Genomic DNA, 17,356 nt, shown 5'->3' on the forward strand with positions numbered 1-17,356 from the left:
CTCACAGGCTGATCCAGTACTGGCCGTCCAGCGCCACCGGCTGGAACTCACGATAGAAGCGCTCCAAGGTGCGCTGCGGATCGAGATCGGCAAAGGCTTCGGGGTGCAGCCACTTGGCGAATACCTGCACCGCCACCACGTTGAACGGGCTGTTGTAGAAGCCATGCCAGATGGCATGTGCTCTGCCCTCGCGCACGGCGCTCAGGTGCTGCAGACCGCCACGCCCAAGCAGCCGTCTGAGCGAGGCCTGCGCCGCATCCGCCGCCACGCCCGGCCCCAGGGCGATATAGGTCGCGCCTTCGGCCAGGCTGTCGGCCGAGCCCACGGCGCTGGCGATATACAGCTCGGGCGGTTGGCTGAGCAGCAGTTCCAGACTAAGGGTGCCGGCATGGCCGGGCAGGCGCTCGCGGGCGATATTGTCGCCGCCGGCCTCGGCCAGCAGATCGGCGAACATGCCGCGCGCCATGCTTTCGCAGCAGCCATCGCCAAGGCCGGCGCGACTGTGCAGAAATACCTTGGGCGCGGCGCCTTGCGGCAAGCGCTCGCGCACCGCGGCCAGCGCCTCGGCATGCGCCGCGTTGAACGCCTCGGCACGTGCCTCACGGCCCAGGGCCTGGCCGAGCAGGGTCATGCTGCGCGGCGTATTGGTCAGCGGCTGCTCGCGAAAGTCGACGAACAGCACCGCCACCCCGGCGCGCTGCAACTGCTCGATCAGCCGGCCCTGGCTGCTGTCCGGACCATGCCCGGAGAGGCTGAAGATGGCCAGATCCGGGCGCAATGTCAGTACCTGCTCCAGGCTGAAGGTATCGGCCGCACCCTGGCCGATACGCGGCACGCTGGCCAGTTCGGCAAAGGCCTGCTGGTATTGCCGCGCGCTGCCCGGATCGACCAGCGCCAGGTCGGCCGGCATGCCCACCAGACGCTCCAGCAGGTGCTCGCCTTCGAGAATGGCCAGCACCGGCAGCAGACGGCCTTCACCCAGCACGATGCGCTCGACCCGCTCGGGCACCTCGACCTCACGCCCGGCCAGATCGCTCAGCACTTGCGCCTGCACCGGGGCCAGCAACGCCAGCCCCAGCAATACCGCAACGATTGCTCGCCCCATCAGATTCGCCATGCCAGGCCCAGACGCAGCTCACGCCCTGGCTCGTAAGAGCCACGGATGCCCTCGTAGTCCGGAATGTGCTCGAAATCCTCGTTGCTGGCGTGATCCAGGTACTGCTTGTCGAGCAGGTTCTTCAGGGTCAGGGTCACGGTCAGGCTTTCAGGCACGGCCTGCCATTCGGCATACAGGTCATGCACGCCATAGCCTGGCTTGGACACGTCGCCGACGCCGGTATGCAGGGTGTCGATGCCACGCACGAAGCGGCCCTGCCAGCCGAGGCTGAGGCTATCGCTGGCGCGATAGTCGGCGAAGCTGGTCCAGGTGTCGCCTAGGCTGGTACCCAGGCCGTTGTATTCGTAGACGTTGAGGCGCTCGCCATCCAGACGCGCCTCGTTGCGGTGGTAGCTCAGGCCCAGGCTGAGCTGCTGCCAGTGGTAGGCGGTGCTGAGCAGCAGGCCCTTGCTCTTCAGGTCGCCGACGTTCTCATACAGGTTTGGCCGGCCGATGGGGTCGGCGATGGCATCCTTGATCCGAGTGACGTAGGCCTTGCCGTTCAGCTCCCAGCCGCCGGCGCGGTAGTCGAAGCCGATCTCGTCGGTACGCGCCTTTTCCGCCTTCAGATCCGGGTCATTGCCGGAGCTGTCCATCTTGAACGCATCACGCACCTGCGGCCCGCGCAGTGCGCGCGCCTGGCCGGCGAAGACGGCCAGCTCGGGCGTCAGTTGGTAGCGCAGGCCGAGGTTGGGGCTGACGCCCTCCTCGGTGAAGTTCTGCTTGTCGCGGTCATCGAGCTTGTAGCGGTCGTAGCGCAGGCCGGCGTCGAGCTGCAGGCGCGAGGTGATCTGGTAGCGGTCCTGCAGATAGAGGCCGAGCACTTCGCCGTCCTCGTGGTCCAGCTCGCGGTCGCCGGCCGGGCCGAGGGTGGTGCGGTCATCGCGCAAGTCGACGCCATAGGTCAGCTGGTGGGCGCCGAGGCGGCTGGTATTGCGCAGGTCGAAGCCGGTGCTGCGGGTATCACCGATGTAGAGACCGAAGCGGCCGTCCTGCTCCAGCTCGTTGGTGGTGTGATAGGTGGTCAGCTCGACATCCAGCAGGTCGTTGTTCACCGGCTGCCAGGCGTAGTTGAGCGTCCAGGTCTCGCGCTCGGTGCTCAGCGGATACAGACGGTTGAAGCTGCTCGGGATCCACTGCGGGCGCTGGCTGCGCTCGCCTTCGTCGATGCGCTTCTCGTAACTCAGGCGCAGCGTCTGCTCGTCGCTGAGCTTGCCCACCAGCTTGGCGAAACCGAGCTTCTGCCGCGCAGCGGTGCCGAGCACGTCGTCGTTTCTGCCGTCCTCGTAGTCGTTCTGATCCTGGTAGGTGGTCATGGCCAGCGCCGACCAGTTCTGGTTGAAACGGCCGAACACGCTGGCGCTGCTCTTGTAGCCTTCGCCATTGCTGAAATAGCCGGTCTTGAGCAGCGCACCGAGCTGCTCGCCGTCGCGCAGCAGGTCGTCCGGGTCCTTGGTGACGAAGCGGATCGCACCGCCCAGCGCGCCCGGTCCGGCGGTCGCGTCGCCGGTGCCGGCCTGCACCTCGGCGCGTTTGAGCAGCTCAGGCTCGATACCGATACGGCCGGTGTGGTGGAAGGTCTGCCCGGGCTGGCTGGCACCGTCGATGCTAATGTTCAGCAGGGTGTCTTCCAGGCCGCGCAGGTAGAGCTTCTGCGCCACGCCGGGGCCGCCGGCCACGGACACCTCGGGGTTGGACTCGAACACTTCCTGCAGGTCGCTGGCCTGGTAGCGCTGCAACTGCTCGGCCTCGACGCTCTCGTTGCGGTCGATGGCCGCTGCGGTGATCTCCTGCGCCTGCAACTCCAGCGCGGCATCGGCGCCGTGCGCCTGCGCGGCGAGCAGACTACCGAAGGTAATGGCGCCGAGCAGACTCAGGCGATAAGGGCAGTGCGGCATGATCGATCCTCCCCAGGAAAGATGTGAATATTTCGCATTTGCGAATTCTCATCACAAGCACCTGGACTGGGAATCACTTTTACAACTGTTACATCGCCGCGCGTGGCAGGCGGATGTCCATGAGCAAACCGCCGCCGACGCGATTGCTCGCGCGAACGCTGCCGCCGGTGGCGCTGACCTGGCGCTGCGCCAGCGCCAGGCCGAGGCCGAAACCGGCACGCTCGCTGCCGCCACGGAAAAATGGCTGGAAGATACGCTCCAGCCACTGCTCGGCTACGCCCGGCCCCTGGTCGGCAACCTGCAACAGCCAGGCATCGCCCTCCTCGCTCAGGCTGACCTCGATCTGGCCGCCTGCCGGCGTGTGATCCAACGCATTGCGCACCACGTTCTCGATGGCCTGGCCCAGCGCCCGGCTGCTGCTGCCATGTAGCGGCGCGCTGTCGGGCATCTGGCAGAGAACCTGCCGATCCGGGTACTCAAAACGCGCATCGTCGAGGATGCTGTCGAGCAGTTCGGACAGGTCCAGGTTCTCGTCACGCAGCTCCGGGCGTTCGTTCTCCAGCCAGCTCAGGGTCAGGGCATCCTCGACCAGACGACGCATGCCGGCGCAGTCGTCGCGGATACGTTCGAGCAACTGGCGCTGGCCGCCATCCTGCTCGGCCAGGCTCACCGCCATCTCGATGCGCGTCAGCGGCGTGCGCAGCTCGTGGGACATATCCGCCAGACGCTGACGCTGGTCGATGATCAGTTGCCCGGTGCGCGCGGCCATGGCGTCGAAGGTCTCGGCCAGGCGCGCCAGCTCGTCGTTGCGCGAGCCCAGCAGCGAGCGCACGCGCACGTCCAGGCGGCCATCGCTGAACTGCCGGGTGGCCTGCTCCAGGCGACCGAGCGGCTGCATCAGGTGGCGATAGAGCACCAGGCAGACGATCAGCATCAGCACCAGCGGCACCACCAGTTGCAGCAGCAACTTGGCGTAATGCCAGTTGAGGCCGGGGCGCATGCGCTGCGGCAGGATGATCAGGAAGTGGGTCCGGCCGTCGGCGAACGGCAGGTCCATGATCGGGTTTTCCTGGAAGTACAGGTGGATCTTCCAGCTCACGTCGCGGCCCAGGCCGAAGCCCTCCTGGAAGCGCTCGGTGAGCACGCTGCCGGCCAGCGGTCGCACGTCGGACTCGACCACCGCCGCCCAGGTCTGCTCCTGCTGCTGCAGGGTGGTCAGCCAGCGTGCCAGCGCCTCATGATCGCCAGCGCGGTACATCGCCTCGGCCTGCTCGCCGTAGTGGCGCAGGGTGCGCTGGTGCTCGGCATCGATGAAGCTCATGCGCTCCTCGGTCTGCCAGGCTACGCGGGCGATGATCCAGAACAGCAGCACGCTGCCCAGGCCGATGACCAGGCACAGCTTCCAGAACAGACGGTGATTCATGTGAAGGCGTAACCGCGGCCGTGCAGGGTCTGTAGTCGGTCGGCGCCGAGGCCGGCTTCGGCCAGGCGACGACGGATGCGGCTGACGTGCATGTCCAGGCTGCGGTCGTACTGGCTGTACTCGCGCTCCAGCGCCATGCGGTACAGGTAGGGTTTGCTCAGCGCCTCGCCGCGATGGCTGACCAGCAACCAGAGCAGGCGGAATTGCAGCGGCGTCAGCGTCAGGTCGCAGTCACCGACCCGCGCCTGCTGGGCGTGGCGGTCCAGGTGCAGTTCGTCGACCTGCAACTGCTGCGCCTGGCCGCCGCGCGCGTTCTCCTGGGGGCGCGTGCGGCGCAGCACGGCGTCGATGCGCAGTTGCAGTTCGGTGATGTTGAAGGGCTTGGGCAAGTAGTCATCGGCACCGTGGCGCAGGCCGCGAATGCGCTCTTCCTCGGCGCCACAGGCGGTGAGCATGATCACCGGCGTCTGCTGCTGCTCACGCAGGCGACGCAGCACGGAAAAGCCGTTGACGTCCGGCAGCATCACGTCGAGCAGAAGTAGGTCCGGCGCCTCGCGCAGCGCCGTCTCCAACCCCGACTCGCCCAGGTGACAGGCACTGATGGCATAGCCCTGACCGCGCAGCAGCTCGCCGAGCTGGGCGGCCAGGGTGCGATCGTCCTCGACGATCAGGATACGGGCCAGGCTGGCGGTCATGTCGGCTACTCGGGGCAATTAAGGCGAATGATTCTCATATATAAAAACCACTTCGGCAACTTCGCCCCGCACGGCGCATCTTGCTCGGGGTCAATAGACGTCGCGGCGATAGCGCCCTTCCTCGACCAACTCCTGTACCGTCGCGTCGCCAAGCAGCTCGCGCAACGCCGCATCGACACCACCGGCCATGCCCTGCAGGCTGCCGCAGACGTAGATCGCCGCGCCCTCGTTCAGCCAGGCATGCAGGCGCTCGCCCTGTTCGCGCAGCAGATCCTGCACGTAGCGCTTGTCGGCCTGATCGCGAGAAAACACCAGATCCAGATGCTGCAGCTCACCTGCCGCCAGCGCCGCCTGCAGCTCATCGCCACAGAAGAAGTCGCAGGTCCGGTTACGCTCGCCGAACAGCAACCAGTTGCGCCCCTGCCCGGCCAGTGCGCGCGCGCGCAGCAGCGAACGCAGCCCGGCCAGGCCGGTGCCATTGCCGATCAGAATCAGTGGGCGGTCATCGTCCGGCAGATGGAACCCGCTGTTGCGCCGTAGCCGCGCCAGCAACTGGCCGCCTACGGGCAAATGCTCGGTCAGCCAGCCGGAACCCAGGCCAAGGCTGCCGTCGGTCTGCACGGCCTGGCGCACGATAAGTTGCAGCACACCATCGGCCGCCACCGAAGCGATGGAGTATTCCCGCGTGCCCAGCGGCACCAGCGCTTCGACCAGCGCCTGGGCATGCAGCCCGACCAGATGGGCGAAGCTGTCCGGCAACTGGCGTTCGGCCAGGGCTTCGCGCAGGCTCATCGCCTGGCCATCGAGCGTCACCGGCTCGAAGCCGTCGAAACCGGAGTGCTGCAGCCAGGCCAGCACGCGCGCAGAGGCATGGCGTGGATGAATTTCCAGGATGTCGCCGGCCTGCCAGGTGATCTGCGCAGCCGGCGTCAGGCCGAGGAAGAACACCGGCGCGCCCTGACTGCCAGGGTTGAGCAAACGCCGCTCGACCAGCGTCCAGCTCTGCCAGGGCGCCTGTTCGAAACGAATCGGCGCGGCGCCGGTCAGCTCGCTCAATTTCTGCTGCCATTGCTGCAGAGCAGCCTGGTCGGCGCCGTCGACCTCAACGCTGTCGAACAGGCGCTGCGCGCCCTGCAAACCCAGCCAGTCGTTGATCCGTCGGGCGAAGCCGCAGAAGTGCTGGTACTGCCGGTCACCCAGCGCCAGCACGGCATAGCTCAGTTGTTCGAGCGGCACCGAGCCGCCGAGCACCTTGCGCTCGAAGCCCTGCGCGGCGTCCGGCGCCTCACCATCACCAAAGGTGCTGACCACGAAAAGCGCCTTCTGCGTCTGGCGCAGGCTGTCGGCATCGACACGCGACAGCGGCTCGACCCGCACCGGGATGCCGGCGGCCTGCAACTGCCCGGCGCTCTGCCAGGCCAGCTGCTCGGCGAAACCGCTCTGGCTGGCGAAGCCGACCAACCAGCCTTCGCCCGTGTCAGCGTCTTTCAACGCACCGCGTGCCGCCAGCGCCGCGCGCTTCTTGCGCCGGCGATCCAGGTACAGCAGCCAGCCGGTGATGAAGAACAGCGGCATGGCGCCAGTGGCCAGCATCATCAGGATACGGCCCGGCATACCGAAGTATTCGCCGACATGCAGGGCATAGACGCTGGCCAGCAATTGCGCCTTGAAGCTCTTCTCGGCGTAGCGTTCATGGCGGCTGACTTCGCCGCTTTTCGGGTCGATCTGAAACTGGTTGATGGCGCGCACATGCTCGGCGCCATCGAGCATGTAGAAGACGGTCGCCGGCTGTCCGGCAACCGGCGGCAGGCGCAGATTCCAGGCCAGCAGCTTGGGTCCGGCGGCCTGCTGGATGCTCTGCCACACGGCGTCGTAGTCGACTTCGGGAGCGGCGCCATTGGGCGCTTCACGACCACCGCGACCACGCCCTTCAGCGCGCTTTTCCGGTGGCGTATCGGAGAGCATGCGTGTCAGCCCCTCGCGATACCAGTCATAGGACCAGTACAGCCCCGTGAGCCCGGCGCAGAGGTAGAACAGCAGCGCCCAGGTGCCGGCAACTGCGTGCAGATCCCAATTGAAGCTGCGGCCCTTCTTCTTCCAGTCCAGGGTCAGCCAGGTGCGCCAACTGAGCGCCTTGCGCGGCCAACGCAGATAGAGGCCGGACAAGCAGAAGAAAATCAGCGCCAGGGTGCTGGCAGCCGTGATCTGCTTGCCCACCTCGCCCATGGACAGGAAGCGGTGCAGCATCAGCATCAACTGGAAGAAGTCCTGGCCGATCGGCTTGGCCAGCACCTCACCGGTGTAAGGGTCGAAGACGATGCGCGGCCCGCGCCGCTCACCCGGTAGTGGAGAAAGAAAGGCCATGCCCGGCCCGTCATGCCGCCCGTCAACCCACAATCCGGTGACACGGTCAGCGGTGGCAGCCTCGATCCGCGCAGCCAGCTCGCCTGGCGTGAGATGCCCCTGCGCGCTGGGCTGGATCTGCCAGCGCTCGGCATTGATCGCCCGGGTTATCTCGCCCTCGAAGCTATAAAGAGCACCGGTGATCCCCATGACAGCCAGCACCAGGCCGGCGCTGATGCCGAAGAACCAGTGCAACTGGAAGATGATTTTCTTGAACACGACGGAGCCACCCTTACCCTGACCCACTGCGACGGGCGGCTACTCTATATGGGAATAATTTTCATAACCATTCATTTACGCGATATTTACGCATCTGCGCATCACCTGCCGGCCCACCTCAGGTCCGTCCCACGGCAGCTCCAAAGCCGATCAGTGTCCCTCGGCCAGAGTATGCAGTTATCGGTATAATCGGCAGTTTTCCGGGCACCAAGGTGCCTTCAACGCTTTCATCCAGGCACGCATTCATGACCACCCAGGCCGCCGAAGTCGCCAAGCGCCGTACTTTCGCCATCATTTCTCACCCGGACGCCGGCAAGACCACCATCACCGAAAAGCTGCTGCTGATGGGCAAGGCCATCGAAGTCGCGGGGACCGTGAAGTCGCGTAAATCCGACCGCCACGCCACCTCCGACTGGATGGAAATGGAGAAGCAGCGCGGCATCTCCATCACCACCTCGGTGATGCAGTTCCCCTACCGCGAGCACATGATCAACCTGCTCGACACCCCCGGCCACGAAGACTTCTCCGAAGACACCTACCGCACCCTGACCGCGGTGGACAGTGCACTGATGGTGCTCGACGGCGGCAAGGGCGTCGAACCACGCACCATCGCCCTGATGGACGTGTGCCGCCTGCGTGACACGCCGATCGTCAGCTTCATCAACAAGCTCGACCGCGATATCCGCGACCCCATCGAGCTGCTCGACGAGATCGAGGCGGTACTCAACATCAAGGCCGCGCCCATCACCTGGCCGATCGGCTGCTACAAGGATTTCAAGGGTGTCTACCACCTGACCGGCGACTACATCATCGTCTACACCCCGGGTCATGGCCATGAGCGCACCGCAGTCAAGATCATCGAGAAGCTGGATTCCGACGAAGCTCGCAACCACCTCGGCGACATGTACGAGCGCTTCGTTGAAGAGCTGGAACTGGTGCAGGGCGCCTGCCACGAATTCGATGCCGAGGCCTTCCTCAAGGGCGAGATGACCCCGGTATTCTTCGGCACCGCATTGGGCAACTTCGGCGTCGACCATGTGCTCGACGCCGTGGTCGATTGGGCGCCGCGCCCACTGCCACGCGCGGCCAACGAGCGCACTGTGGAGCCGACCGAAGAGAAATTCTCCGGCTTCGTGTTCAAGATCCAGGCGAACATGGACCCGAAGCATAGGGACAGGATTGCCTTTATGCGTATCTGCTCGGGCAAATACACACAGGGTATGAAGATGCGCCACGCGCGCCTGGGCAAGGACGTGCGCGTCGGCGACGCCCTGACTTTCTTCTCCAGCGAGCGCGAGCACCTGGAAGAGGCCTACGCCGGCGACATCATCGGCCTGCACAACCACGGCACCATCCAGATCGGCGACACCTTCACCGAAGGCGAAAACCTGGGTTTCACCGGCATCCCACACTTCGCCCCGGAACTGTTCCGCCGCGTGCGCCTGAAAGACCCGCTGAAATCCAAGCAGCTGCGCCAGGGCCTGCAGGAACTGGCCGAGGAAGGCGCCACCCAGGTGTTCTTCCCCGAGCGCAACAACGACATCATCCTCGGCGCGGTCGGCGTGCTGCAGTTCGACGTGGTCGCCAGTCGCCTCAAGGAGGAATACAAGGTGGAATGCGCCTACGAGGCGATCAACGTCTGGTCGGCGCGCTGGATCGAATGCAGCGACGAGAAGAAGCTCAAGGAATTCAAGGACAAGGCCTATGAGAACCTCGCCGTCGACGGCGGCGGCCACCTCACCTACCTGGCCCCGACCCGCGTCAACCTCAGCCTGATGGAAGAGCGCTGGCCGGAGGTCAAGTTCCGCGCCACGCGCGAGCATCACTAAAGGCTCAAACGTGTAGGAGCCCGCTTGCGGGCGATCAGCTTCTGAACCACGCTTGCCCCTGATCGCCGGCAAGCCGGCTCCTACATTTGATAGCGAGAGACCTGGAATGGATTCCAGCCGTTTTACCCATCATGGCCATGCCCTGCGCTCCGGCCGCCTTTCCGAAGCGAATCGCGCCTACCTGCTGACTACAGTCACCTATCAACGGCATCCCACCTTTCAGGACTGGCGCTCAGCAAGGCTGCTGATTGCAGAAATGCGCCGCCTGCATGATCAGCAACTCGTCCACTCCCTCGCCTGGGTAGTAATGCCCGATCACCTGCACTGGCTTGTCCAGCTGCGGGAGATGCCACTGTCAAAGCTGGTATTGCAGCTCAAATCCCGCAGCGCCATCGCCATCAACAAGGCTCGAAACGCCAGCGGTCGCGTCTGGCAGAAGGGCTTTCACGATCATGCCCTGCGCAAGGAAGAAGAGCTAACCACCACGGCGCGTTACATCGTCGCCAATCCATTGCGTGCTGGGCTGGTAAAGCACATCGGAGACTATCCCCACTGGGATGCGATCTGGCTGTAACGCCCGTCCTGTAGGAGCCGGCTTGCCGGCGATGCTTTTCTGCTCAAAACAGATCGCCGGCAAGCCGGCTCCTACGAAGAGCACTCGCTGACCAGCAAACTATCGCGCTCGCAGGTGCAAAGCAGTCGTGTCGTGGCTGGGTCATCCAGCAGGCATTCGGCGATTGCCGGCTCCAGTTCGGTGCGCAGCCGCCGCGCCAATGCGCGAGCACCGAAGCGGATGTCATGGTCGCGGCATAGCCAGGTGCGGGCGCTCTGCTCTACGTGCAGCGAACGGCCCTGACGGCCCAGGCGCTGGTTGAGCTTGTCCAGTTCGATGTTCAGCAAGGCGTCCAGCCACTGCTCGTCGATGCGCTCGAACACCAGAATGCGGTCGATACGATTGAGCCATTCCGGCTCGAAACACTCGTGCAGCACCTGCTCCAGCAATGCAGCCTCGCCTCTCGGCGCCAGCCCCAGCCAACGTCGCCAGCCACAGGCGAAACGATCGCGATAACGCTGCGCCTGCTGCGCGCCGATGTTGCTGGTCATGAAGATCAGGCTGTTACGGAAATCCAGGGTGCGGCTGCCGGCGGTCAGGGTCAGTCGACCATGTTCGAGAATGCCGAGCAGGCTACGCAGCACTTCGGGGCTGGCCTTCTCCAGCTCGTCGAACAGCACGATGCCAGGCCGCCCAAAGCTGCCGGCAATGGCCTCGGCATCGAACAGCGTGGTGCCTTCCTTGCTGCCGACATAACCAGGCGGCGCGCCAGTCAACGCAGCGGCGTAGTGCTCCTGGGCCAGGGTGTGCATGTCGATGCGGCACAAGGCATCGGCGCGGCCATGAATGGCCTGCGCCAGCAGGCGCACGACCTCGGTCTTGCCGACGCCAGTCGGCCCCATGAACAGGTTGACCGCCAGTGGCCGCTCACGCTCGCCGATATCGGCCTTGACCACCTTGAGCATGGCCTCGAGCTGCGCCAGCACCGCGTCCTGGCCGACGATGCGCGAGCGCAGCACGGCCATCACGGCAGCGGGTTCGAAGAGGAAACGTGATTGCAGCAGGGTAACGCCCTGCTGCTCCAGGCGCTCGCGGTTGCTGTCGATCAGATCGTTGGCGAAGGGCATATTCTCTGTTCCATAAAGCCAAAGCATCGCCGGCAAGCCGGCTCCTACGAGGTCGTGTAGGAGCCGGCTTGCCGGCGATCAAGTCCTATCCAGCAACGCGCTCCTTGCCCGGATGCGGCAGCTCACCCACCGGACAGTCGGCCACACCAATGGTCGAGCGGGTGAGTTTCTCCACATCCTCCTGGGCCTTCTGCGCGTCCAGCACCCAGGTGCGATAGAACTCGAACGGGCAATCGGCCACGCCCTTGTCGCCATCACCGGAGTTGTAGACGCCGGTGTAACCGCGATGCAGCAGCTTGAACAGGTGGTTCTGCGACTGGTCGTTGGCGCGCGCGTCGCGGATCTGCGACACCGACAGCTGGGCGTACTGGATGCCCATTTCCTCCTCGCCACATTCGCCGAGGGTGCGACCGTCGAAGCCGATCAGCGCCGAGTGGCCGAAGTAGCTGTACACGCCGTCGAAGCCGGTAGCGTTGGCCACCGCCACGTAGCAGTTGTTGGCCCAGGCCATGGTCTTGGCCATCAGCACCTGCTGATCCTTGGCCGGGTACATGTAGCCCTGGCAACGCACGATCAGCTCGGCGCCTTTCATTGCGCAGTCGCGCCAGATTTCCGGGTAGTTGCCGTCGTCGCAGATGATCAGGCTGACCTTCATGCCCTTGGGGCCTTCGGATACGTAGGTGCGGTCGCCCGGATACCAGCCCTCGATGGGGCACCAGGGAATGCATTTGCGGTAGCGCTGGACGATCTCGCCCTGGTCGTTGATCAGGATGAGCGTGTTGTACGGCGCCTTGTGCGGGTGCTCTTCGTGACGCTCGCCGGTGAGCGAGAAGATGCCCCAGGTCCTGGCCTCGCGGCAGGCGGCGGAGAAGATCGCGGTTTCCTCACCGGGGATGGTGGCGGCGGTGGCCATCATCTCGTCCTTGTCGTACATGATGCCCATGGTGCTGTACTCGGGGAACACCACCAGGTCCATGCCGGGCAGGCCGAGCTTCATGCCCTTGATCATCTCGGCGATCTTGCGCGCGTTGTCGAGCACCTCGGCCTTGGTGTGCAGGCGCGGCATCTTGTAATTGACGACGGCAACGCCGACGGTATCAGGGCTGCTGGAAATATCGCCGTGGCGCATGGCTGTAGATCCTCCGGTTGACTGCGGTTTGTGGGAGCGGCTTCAGCCGCGAAATTCTCTCTGTGTCGCCTTTTATTGCGGCTGAAGCGGAATGCCGCCCAGCCGCTCCGACAGGAACGTTCTGCGAACTGGATGCCCGCATTCGCGGGAATGACGGTGAAAACCCACGTCATCCCCGCGCAGGCGGAGACCCAATAAACAGCCTCAGTGACTGATCATCCACGGCCGCGCCGAAGGGCTGGCCTTGAGGCCGTGGGGGTTGGCCTTGGTGAGCTCGACCGGTTTGCTCGGGCCGCAGCAACTGCAGCCGGCCGGGTGCTTGCGGTTGGCCTTGTACTCTTCGAGATTTTGCGGCGCATGGGCGCTGCGCTCGTTGGTTTCATGGGCGCGGCGCTGGCTGCCGGCCATGCTGGTCAGGCCCGGCGCACTGAGAATTACCCGCTCGCTCGGCGTGTCGCAGTACGGGCAGGCGCAGGCGGCGTCACGCTCGGCCATCGGCCGCAGCACGGTGAAATCGCCACAGCTCGGGCAGTCGTATTCGTAGATGGGCATGACTGGTTCCTCGCAAAAGATAGGACGACGGCGCATTGTGGGAGGCGCTTTAGCGGCGATTGTCGCGGCTGAAGCCCCTCCCACAGGCGGGTACGCTCACTTGTCGTAGGCGATGGGCAGGTCGATGCTGCCGTCGAGGAACCTGGTCGGGCCGCTGGCGCTGGGGTTGATGTCGAACTCGAAGATATCGGTCGGCAGCCACAGCGTGGCGCAGGCGTTGGGGATGTCGACCACGCCACTGATGTGCCCCTGCACCGGCGCCGAGCCAAGCAGCGAGTAGCCCTGAGCCGGCGAATAGCCGAACTTGGTCAGGTAGTTGATGGCGTTGAGGCAGGCCTGCTTGTAGGCCAGGTTGACGTCCAGGTAGTGCTGCTTGCCGTCGTCGTCGACCGAGATGCCTTCGAAGATCAGGTAGTTGTTGTAGGTCGGCACGATCGGGCTGGGCTTGAAGATCGGGTTCTTGATGCCGTACTTGGCCATGCCGCCCTTGATCAGCTCGACCTTCATGTGTACCCAGCCGGCCATCTCGATGGCGCCGCAGAAGGTGATCTCGCCGTCACCCTGGCTGAAGTGCAGGTCGCCCACAGACAGGCCGGCGCCATCGACGTAGACCGGGAAGAAAATCTTCGAGCCACGCGACAGATCCTTGATGTCGCAATTGCCGCCATGCTCACGCGGCGGCACGGTGCGCGCGCCGGTAGCGGCGGCCAGGTCGCGGGCCTCACCCTTCATCTTGCCCATGTGCGCGGTGCTGGCGAACGGCGGGTTGGCCAGCGGCGGTACGCGGGTCGGGTTGGTATCGATCAGCGCCTGCTCGCGCTTGTTCCAGTCGGCGAGCATCTTGTGATCCGGCAGGCAGCCGATCAGCCCTGGGTGGATCAGGCCGGCGAAGCGCACGCCGGGAATGTGCCGGCTCTTGGTGAACATGCCCTCGAAATCCCAGATCGACTTCTGCGCCGAGGGAAAATGGTCGGTCAGAAAGCCGCCGCCGTTGTTCTTCGAGAAGAAGCCGTTGAAACCCCAGAGCATGTCCTGCTTGGCGCCGATATCCAGCAGCTCGACGATCAGCAGGTCGCCCGGCTGAGCGCCTTTCACGCCTACCGGGCCGGACAGGTAATGCACGGTGGACAGGTCGACGTCGCGCACGTCGCTGGCGTCGTCGTCGTTCTTGATCGCACCGCCGGTCCAGTCGTAGGTCTCGAGAATGAAGTCGTCGCCTGGGTTGACCCAGCAGGCCATGGGAATGTCCGGGTGCCAGCGGTTGTGCACCTGTTCGTTATCGGTAGCAGCCTGGGTGAGGTCGACCTTGATCAGGGTATCGGTCATGACTGAGCTCCATAAGACCTGGGATGAATGCCGGCCTGTGCCGGGGTACGCAGCCAGTCTCGAACGCACGGTGAAATCGGCCAATACGTTGGATGACGTATGTGCGAACAGCAGACCTCATGCGGCCTTCAGGTATTTTTCGCAGGCGCGAAAAAGCGGCCGGCGCATGGAGAACACACCGGCCGTAAAGCGGGAATTTGTACCTGTAGGAGCCGGCTTGCCGACGATTGATTGCAAGCGACAGCATCGCCCGCAAGCGGGCTCCTACAGATTGCGTCACACCGACAGATAACGGCTGATGCTCGCCTCATCGACCTTGTCGCGGCTTTCCTCGACGACGAACTTGCCCTTCTCGATGACCAGGAAGCGGTCGGCGATTTCCATGGTGAACGACAGCACCTGCTCGGATACCACGATGGTCAGGTCACGCATGTTGCGGATCTCCTTCAGGCTGCGGGCGATGTCCTTGATGATCGACGGCTGGATACCCTCGGTCGGTTCGTCGAGCAGCAGCACCTTGGGGTTAGTGGCCAGCGCGCGGGCGATGGCCAGCTGTTGCTGCTGGCCACCGGAGAGGTTGCCGCCCTTGCGGTGGCGCATCTCGAGCAGCACCGGGAACAACGCATAGAGATCGTCCGGCACCTTGCCGCCAGCGGAGGCCGGCAGGCCGGTCTGGATGTTTTCCAGCACGGTCATGCTGGGAAAGATCATCCGTCCCTGCGGCACGTAGGCAATGCCGCTTTCCACGCGCTGATGGGTCTCCAGTTTCGACACGTCCTTGCCGTCCACGCGAATCTGCCCGCCCCATTGCGGCAGGATGCCCATCAGGCTCTTGAACAAGGTGGTCTTGCCCATGCCGTTGCGGCCCATCACCGCGACGATTTCCTTCTTCGCCACGTCGAGGTTGAGCTCGTGGAGGATCTGGCTCTGGCCGTAGCCGGAAGCGAGGTTGCTAATCTGGAACATGCTGGATTCCTTGTAGCCGACTAAGACGATAGGGGTAGGAGCCCGCTTGCGGGCGATCCGCGTCGGTTGCGCATTCGATCGCCGGCAAGAACTAGGCGTCCCCCCGGCTCCTACGAAAAAGCACTCAATGCCCCAGATACACCTCGATGACCTTGGGATTGCTCTGCACCGCGTCCATGCTGCCCTCGGCCAGCACCTTGCCCTGGTGCAGCACGGTGACGCGGTGGGCAATGCTCTTGACGAACTCCATGTCGTGCTCGATGACCAGCACCGAGCGGCCCTGACTGATGCGCTTGAGCAGCTCGGCCGTGGCCACCCGCTCGCTGACGCTCATGCCAGCCACCGGCTCGTCGAGCATCAGCAACTGCGGGTCCTGCATCAGCAGCATGCCGATCTCCAGCCACTGCTTCTGCCCGTGCGAAAGCAGGTCGGCCTGCCGGTGCAGGTGATCACCGAGCATGATTTCCTGCGCCACCTGTTCGACCCGCTCGATCACCTCTTGCGTGCGCTTGAAGAACAGCGCGCCGAACACCTTGCGCCCGGCCGGGTAGGACATTTCCAGGTTCTCGAACACTGTCAGGTTTTCGTAGATCGACGGGTTCTGGAACTTGCGCCCGACGCCAGCACGGACGATGTCGAACTCGCGCATCCTGGTCAGCTCACGGCCGTCGAAATCGATGCTGCCGGCGGTGGCGCGGGTCTTGCCGCAGATCAGGTCGAGCACCGTGGTCTTGCCGGCGCCGTTGGGGCCGATCACCACATGCACCTCGTTGCGGTCGACGTAGAGGTTGAGGTCGTTGACCGCCTTGAAGCCGTCGAAGGACACGGTCAGCCCCTCGATGGCCAGTACCGGCTTGGCGGCCTGAAAGCCTGCAGGGCTGCTCATGGCGTGGTCTCCAGTTCAGGGGTTGGGCGCTTGCTGGTGGCAACGGCAACGGGCTTTGGCGCAGCGGCCACCTGCGGTTTACGCCGCAGCCTTGCCAGCCAGCGCTTGCCATGGCTGTCCCACAGGCCGGCCAGGCCATTGGGGAAGTACATGACCACGACGATGAACAGGCCGCCCATCAGGTACAGCCACAGCTCGGGGAAGCTCTCGGAGAAATAGGTCTTGCCGAAGTTGACCAGCAACGCGCCATACACCGCGCCGAGCAGCGACAGACGCCCACCGACTGCGGCGAAGATGACCATCTCGATCGACGGCACGATGCCGACGAAGCTCGGCGACATGAAGCCCACCTGCAGGGTGAACATCGCCCCGCCGATACCAGCGAAGGCCGCGCCGACGCAGAACACGAAGATCTTGAAGCTGGCCACGTCGTAGCCGGAGAAACGCACCCGCTCTTCCTTGTCGCGCATGGCCAGGAGCAGGCGACCGAGCTTGGAAGCGATGATGAAACGGGCGATGAGAATGCAGCCGATGAGCAGCACCGCACTGACGAAGTAGAGGATCAGCTTGGCCTCGTCGCTGCGGATGTCCCAGCCCTTGAGCGTGCGCAGGTCGGTGATGCCGTTGACCCCACCGGTCAGCCCCTGCTGGCCGATGATCAGCACGGTGAGAATCAGCGCGATGGCCTGGGTGACGATGGAGAAGTACACGTCACCAACGCGGCGCTTGAACATCGCGATACCGATCACCAAGGCCAGCAATACCGGCACCGCCACCACCGCGATCAGGGTGAAGCCCAGGCTGTGGAAGGGCTCCCAGAACAGTGGCAGTTCGGTGATCTGGTTCCAGTCCATGAAGTCCGGAATTCCAGGCGTGGACTGGATCTTGGTGCTCTCCGGGTCGGATGCCTCGAGCTTGAGGAACATCGCCATGCAGTAACCCCCCAGGCCGAAGAAGATGCCCTGGCCCAGGCTCAGGATGCCGCCATAACCCCAGCACAACACCAGGCCAACGGCGACGAAGGCGTAGGTCAGGTATTTGCCCACCATGTTCAGGCGGAAGGCATCGAGCGCCAGCGGGAACACCACCAGGATCAGCGCGGCGAGCAGCGCCAGACCGATGGCGCCCTGCTTGCCACCGAGCAGTTTGTCGAGTGTCGGATTCATGCCCATGCCCTCAATTCAACAGTCCCGT

General features: G+C 64.4%; 14 protein-coding genes. 2 read left to right on the forward strand and 12 right to left on the reverse strand.

Annotated elements, in window-relative coordinates; genetic code table 11:
- Position 1 precedes the first annotated feature (1 nt).
- The 5 genes from BLR77_RS06090 to BLR77_RS06110 form a co-directional block, all read right to left on the reverse strand.
- Positions 2-1,105 (reverse strand): ABC transporter substrate-binding protein, encoded by a 1,104-nt coding sequence (locus BLR77_RS06090; protein ID WP_083366027.1) that lies wholly within the window; start codon positions 1,103-1,105, stop codon positions 2-4.
- On the reverse strand, positions 1,105-3,054 hold the full coding sequence (locus tag BLR77_RS06095) for a TonB-dependent receptor domain-containing protein (RefSeq protein ID WP_074675943.1): 1,950 nt from the start codon (positions 3,052-3,054) through the stop codon (positions 1,105-1,107). The genes BLR77_RS06090 and BLR77_RS06095 overlap by 1 nt, the downstream gene beginning before the upstream one ends.
- Positions 3,055-3,142: 88 nt before the next feature.
- On the reverse strand, positions 3,143-4,477 hold the full coding sequence (locus BLR77_RS06100) for a sensor histidine kinase (RefSeq protein ID WP_074675945.1): 1,335 nt from the start codon (positions 4,475-4,477) through the stop codon (positions 3,143-3,145).
- Entirely contained in the window at positions 4,474-5,172 is a 699-nt protein-coding gene (locus BLR77_RS06105; protein WP_074675947.1) for a response regulator transcription factor, read from the reverse strand. The genes BLR77_RS06100 and BLR77_RS06105 overlap by 4 nt, the downstream gene beginning before the upstream one ends.
- A gap of 90 nt (positions 5,173-5,262) precedes the next feature.
- On the reverse strand, positions 5,263-7,794 hold the full coding sequence (locus BLR77_RS06110; protein WP_074676782.1) for a sulfite reductase flavoprotein subunit alpha: 2,532 nt from the start codon (positions 7,792-7,794) through the stop codon (positions 5,263-5,265).
- 245 nt (positions 7,795-8,039) lie between these two features.
- Here BLR77_RS06110 and BLR77_RS06115 point away from each other — a divergent pair, with 245 nt between their 5' ends.
- Both BLR77_RS06115 and BLR77_RS06120 read left to right on the forward strand, forming a co-directional pair.
- The gene (locus BLR77_RS06115; RefSeq protein WP_074675949.1) at positions 8,040-9,623 is read left to right on the forward strand and encodes a peptide chain release factor 3; all 1,584 of its coding nucleotides are present in this window, start codon (positions 8,040-8,042) and stop codon (positions 9,621-9,623) included.
- Positions 9,624-9,729: 106 nt separating this feature from the next.
- Entirely contained in the window at positions 9,730-10,197 is a 468-nt protein-coding gene (locus BLR77_RS06120) for an REP-associated tyrosine transposase (protein ID WP_074675951.1), read from the forward strand.
- 71 nt (positions 10,198-10,268) lie between these two features.
- Here BLR77_RS06120 and BLR77_RS06125 read toward each other — a convergent pair whose 3' ends face one another.
- The 7 genes from BLR77_RS06125 to urtC all read right to left on the reverse strand — a co-directional run bounded on the left by BLR77_RS06125 (position 10,269) and on the right by urtC (position 17,328).
- Complete coding sequence (locus tag BLR77_RS06125) at positions 10,269-11,303, reverse strand: AAA family ATPase (RefSeq protein WP_074675953.1); 1,035 nt, start codon at positions 11,301-11,303, stop codon at positions 10,269-10,271.
- Between the two features lie 85 nt (positions 11,304-11,388).
- Complete coding sequence (locus BLR77_RS06130; protein WP_074675955.1) at positions 11,389-12,432, reverse strand: aliphatic amidase; 1,044 nt, start codon at positions 12,430-12,432, stop codon at positions 11,389-11,391.
- A gap of 204 nt (positions 12,433-12,636) precedes the next feature.
- Entirely contained in the window at positions 12,637-12,984 is a 348-nt protein-coding gene (locus tag BLR77_RS06135; RefSeq protein ID WP_074675957.1) for an FmdB family zinc ribbon protein, read from the reverse strand.
- A 96-nt stretch (positions 12,985-13,080) separates the two neighbouring features.
- The gene (fmdA, locus tag BLR77_RS06140) at positions 13,081-14,310 is read right to left on the reverse strand and encodes a formamidase (protein WP_074675959.1); all 1,230 of its coding nucleotides are present in this window, start codon (positions 14,308-14,310) and stop codon (positions 13,081-13,083) included.
- A gap of 276 nt (positions 14,311-14,586) precedes the next feature.
- Positions 14,587-15,276, reverse strand: a complete 690-nt coding sequence (urtE, locus tag BLR77_RS06145) for an urea ABC transporter ATP-binding subunit UrtE (protein ID WP_074675961.1) — start codon at positions 15,274-15,276, stop codon at positions 14,587-14,589.
- A gap of 124 nt (positions 15,277-15,400) precedes the next feature.
- Entirely contained in the window at positions 15,401-16,162 is a 762-nt protein-coding gene (urtD, locus tag BLR77_RS06150) for an urea ABC transporter ATP-binding protein UrtD (protein WP_074675962.1), read from the reverse strand.
- On the reverse strand, positions 16,159-17,328 hold the full coding sequence (gene urtC / locus BLR77_RS06155) for an urea ABC transporter permease subunit UrtC (RefSeq protein ID WP_074675964.1): 1,170 nt from the start codon (positions 17,326-17,328) through the stop codon (positions 16,159-16,161). Before urtC ends, urtD begins: the two co-directional genes overlap by 4 nt.
- Between the last annotated feature and the right edge of the window lie 28 nt (positions 17,329-17,356).

This window comes from Ectopseudomonas alcaliphila (assembly GCF_900101755.1).
Lineage (GTDB): Bacteria > Pseudomonadota > Gammaproteobacteria > Pseudomonadales > Pseudomonadaceae > Aquipseudomonas > Aquipseudomonas alcaliphila.

Bases quoted from the DNA above. Each gene is read 5' to 3' on its own strand.
- urtE (WP_074675961.1), bottom strand. From the start codon at position 15,276: ATGTTCCAGATTAGCAACCTCGCTTCCGGCTACGGCCAGAGCCAGATC.
- BLR77_RS06120 (WP_074675951.1), top strand. From the start codon at position 9,730: ATGGATTCCAGCCGTTTTACCCATCATGGCCATGCCCTGCGCTCCGGC.
- BLR77_RS06115 (WP_074675949.1), top strand. From the start codon at position 8,040: ATGACCACCCAGGCCGCCGAAGTCGCCAAGCGCCGTACTTTCGCCATC.
- BLR77_RS06090 (WP_083366027.1), bottom strand. From the start codon at position 1,105: ATGGGGCGAGCAATCGTTGCGGTATTGCTGGGGCTGGCGTTGCTGGCC.
- BLR77_RS06095 (WP_074675943.1), bottom strand. From the start codon at position 3,054: ATGCCGCACTGCCCTTATCGCCTGAGTCTGCTCGGCGCCATTACCTTC.
- fmdA (WP_074675959.1), bottom strand. From the start codon at position 14,310: ATGACCGATACCCTGATCAAGGTCGACCTCACCCAGGCTGCTACCGAT.
- BLR77_RS06100 (WP_074675945.1), bottom strand. From the start codon at position 4,477: ATGAATCACCGTCTGTTCTGGAAGCTGTGCCTGGTCATCGGCCTGGGC.
- urtD (WP_074675962.1), bottom strand. From the start codon at position 16,162: ATGAGCAGCCCTGCAGGCTTTCAGGCCGCCAAGCCGGTACTGGCCATC.
- BLR77_RS06130 (WP_074675955.1), bottom strand. From the start codon at position 12,432: ATGCGCCACGGCGATATTTCCAGCAGCCCTGATACCGTCGGCGTTGCC.
- BLR77_RS06125 (WP_074675953.1), bottom strand. From the start codon at position 11,303: ATGCCCTTCGCCAACGATCTGATCGACAGCAACCGCGAGCGCCTGGAG.
- BLR77_RS06105 (WP_074675947.1), bottom strand. From the start codon at position 5,172: ATGACCGCCAGCCTGGCCCGTATCCTGATCGTCGAGGACGATCGCACC.
- urtC (WP_074675964.1), bottom strand. From the start codon at position 17,328: ATGAATCCGACACTCGACAAACTGCTCGGTGGCAAGCAGGGCGCCATC.
- BLR77_RS06135 (WP_074675957.1), bottom strand. From the start codon at position 12,984: ATGCCCATCTACGAATACGACTGCCCGAGCTGTGGCGATTTCACCGTG.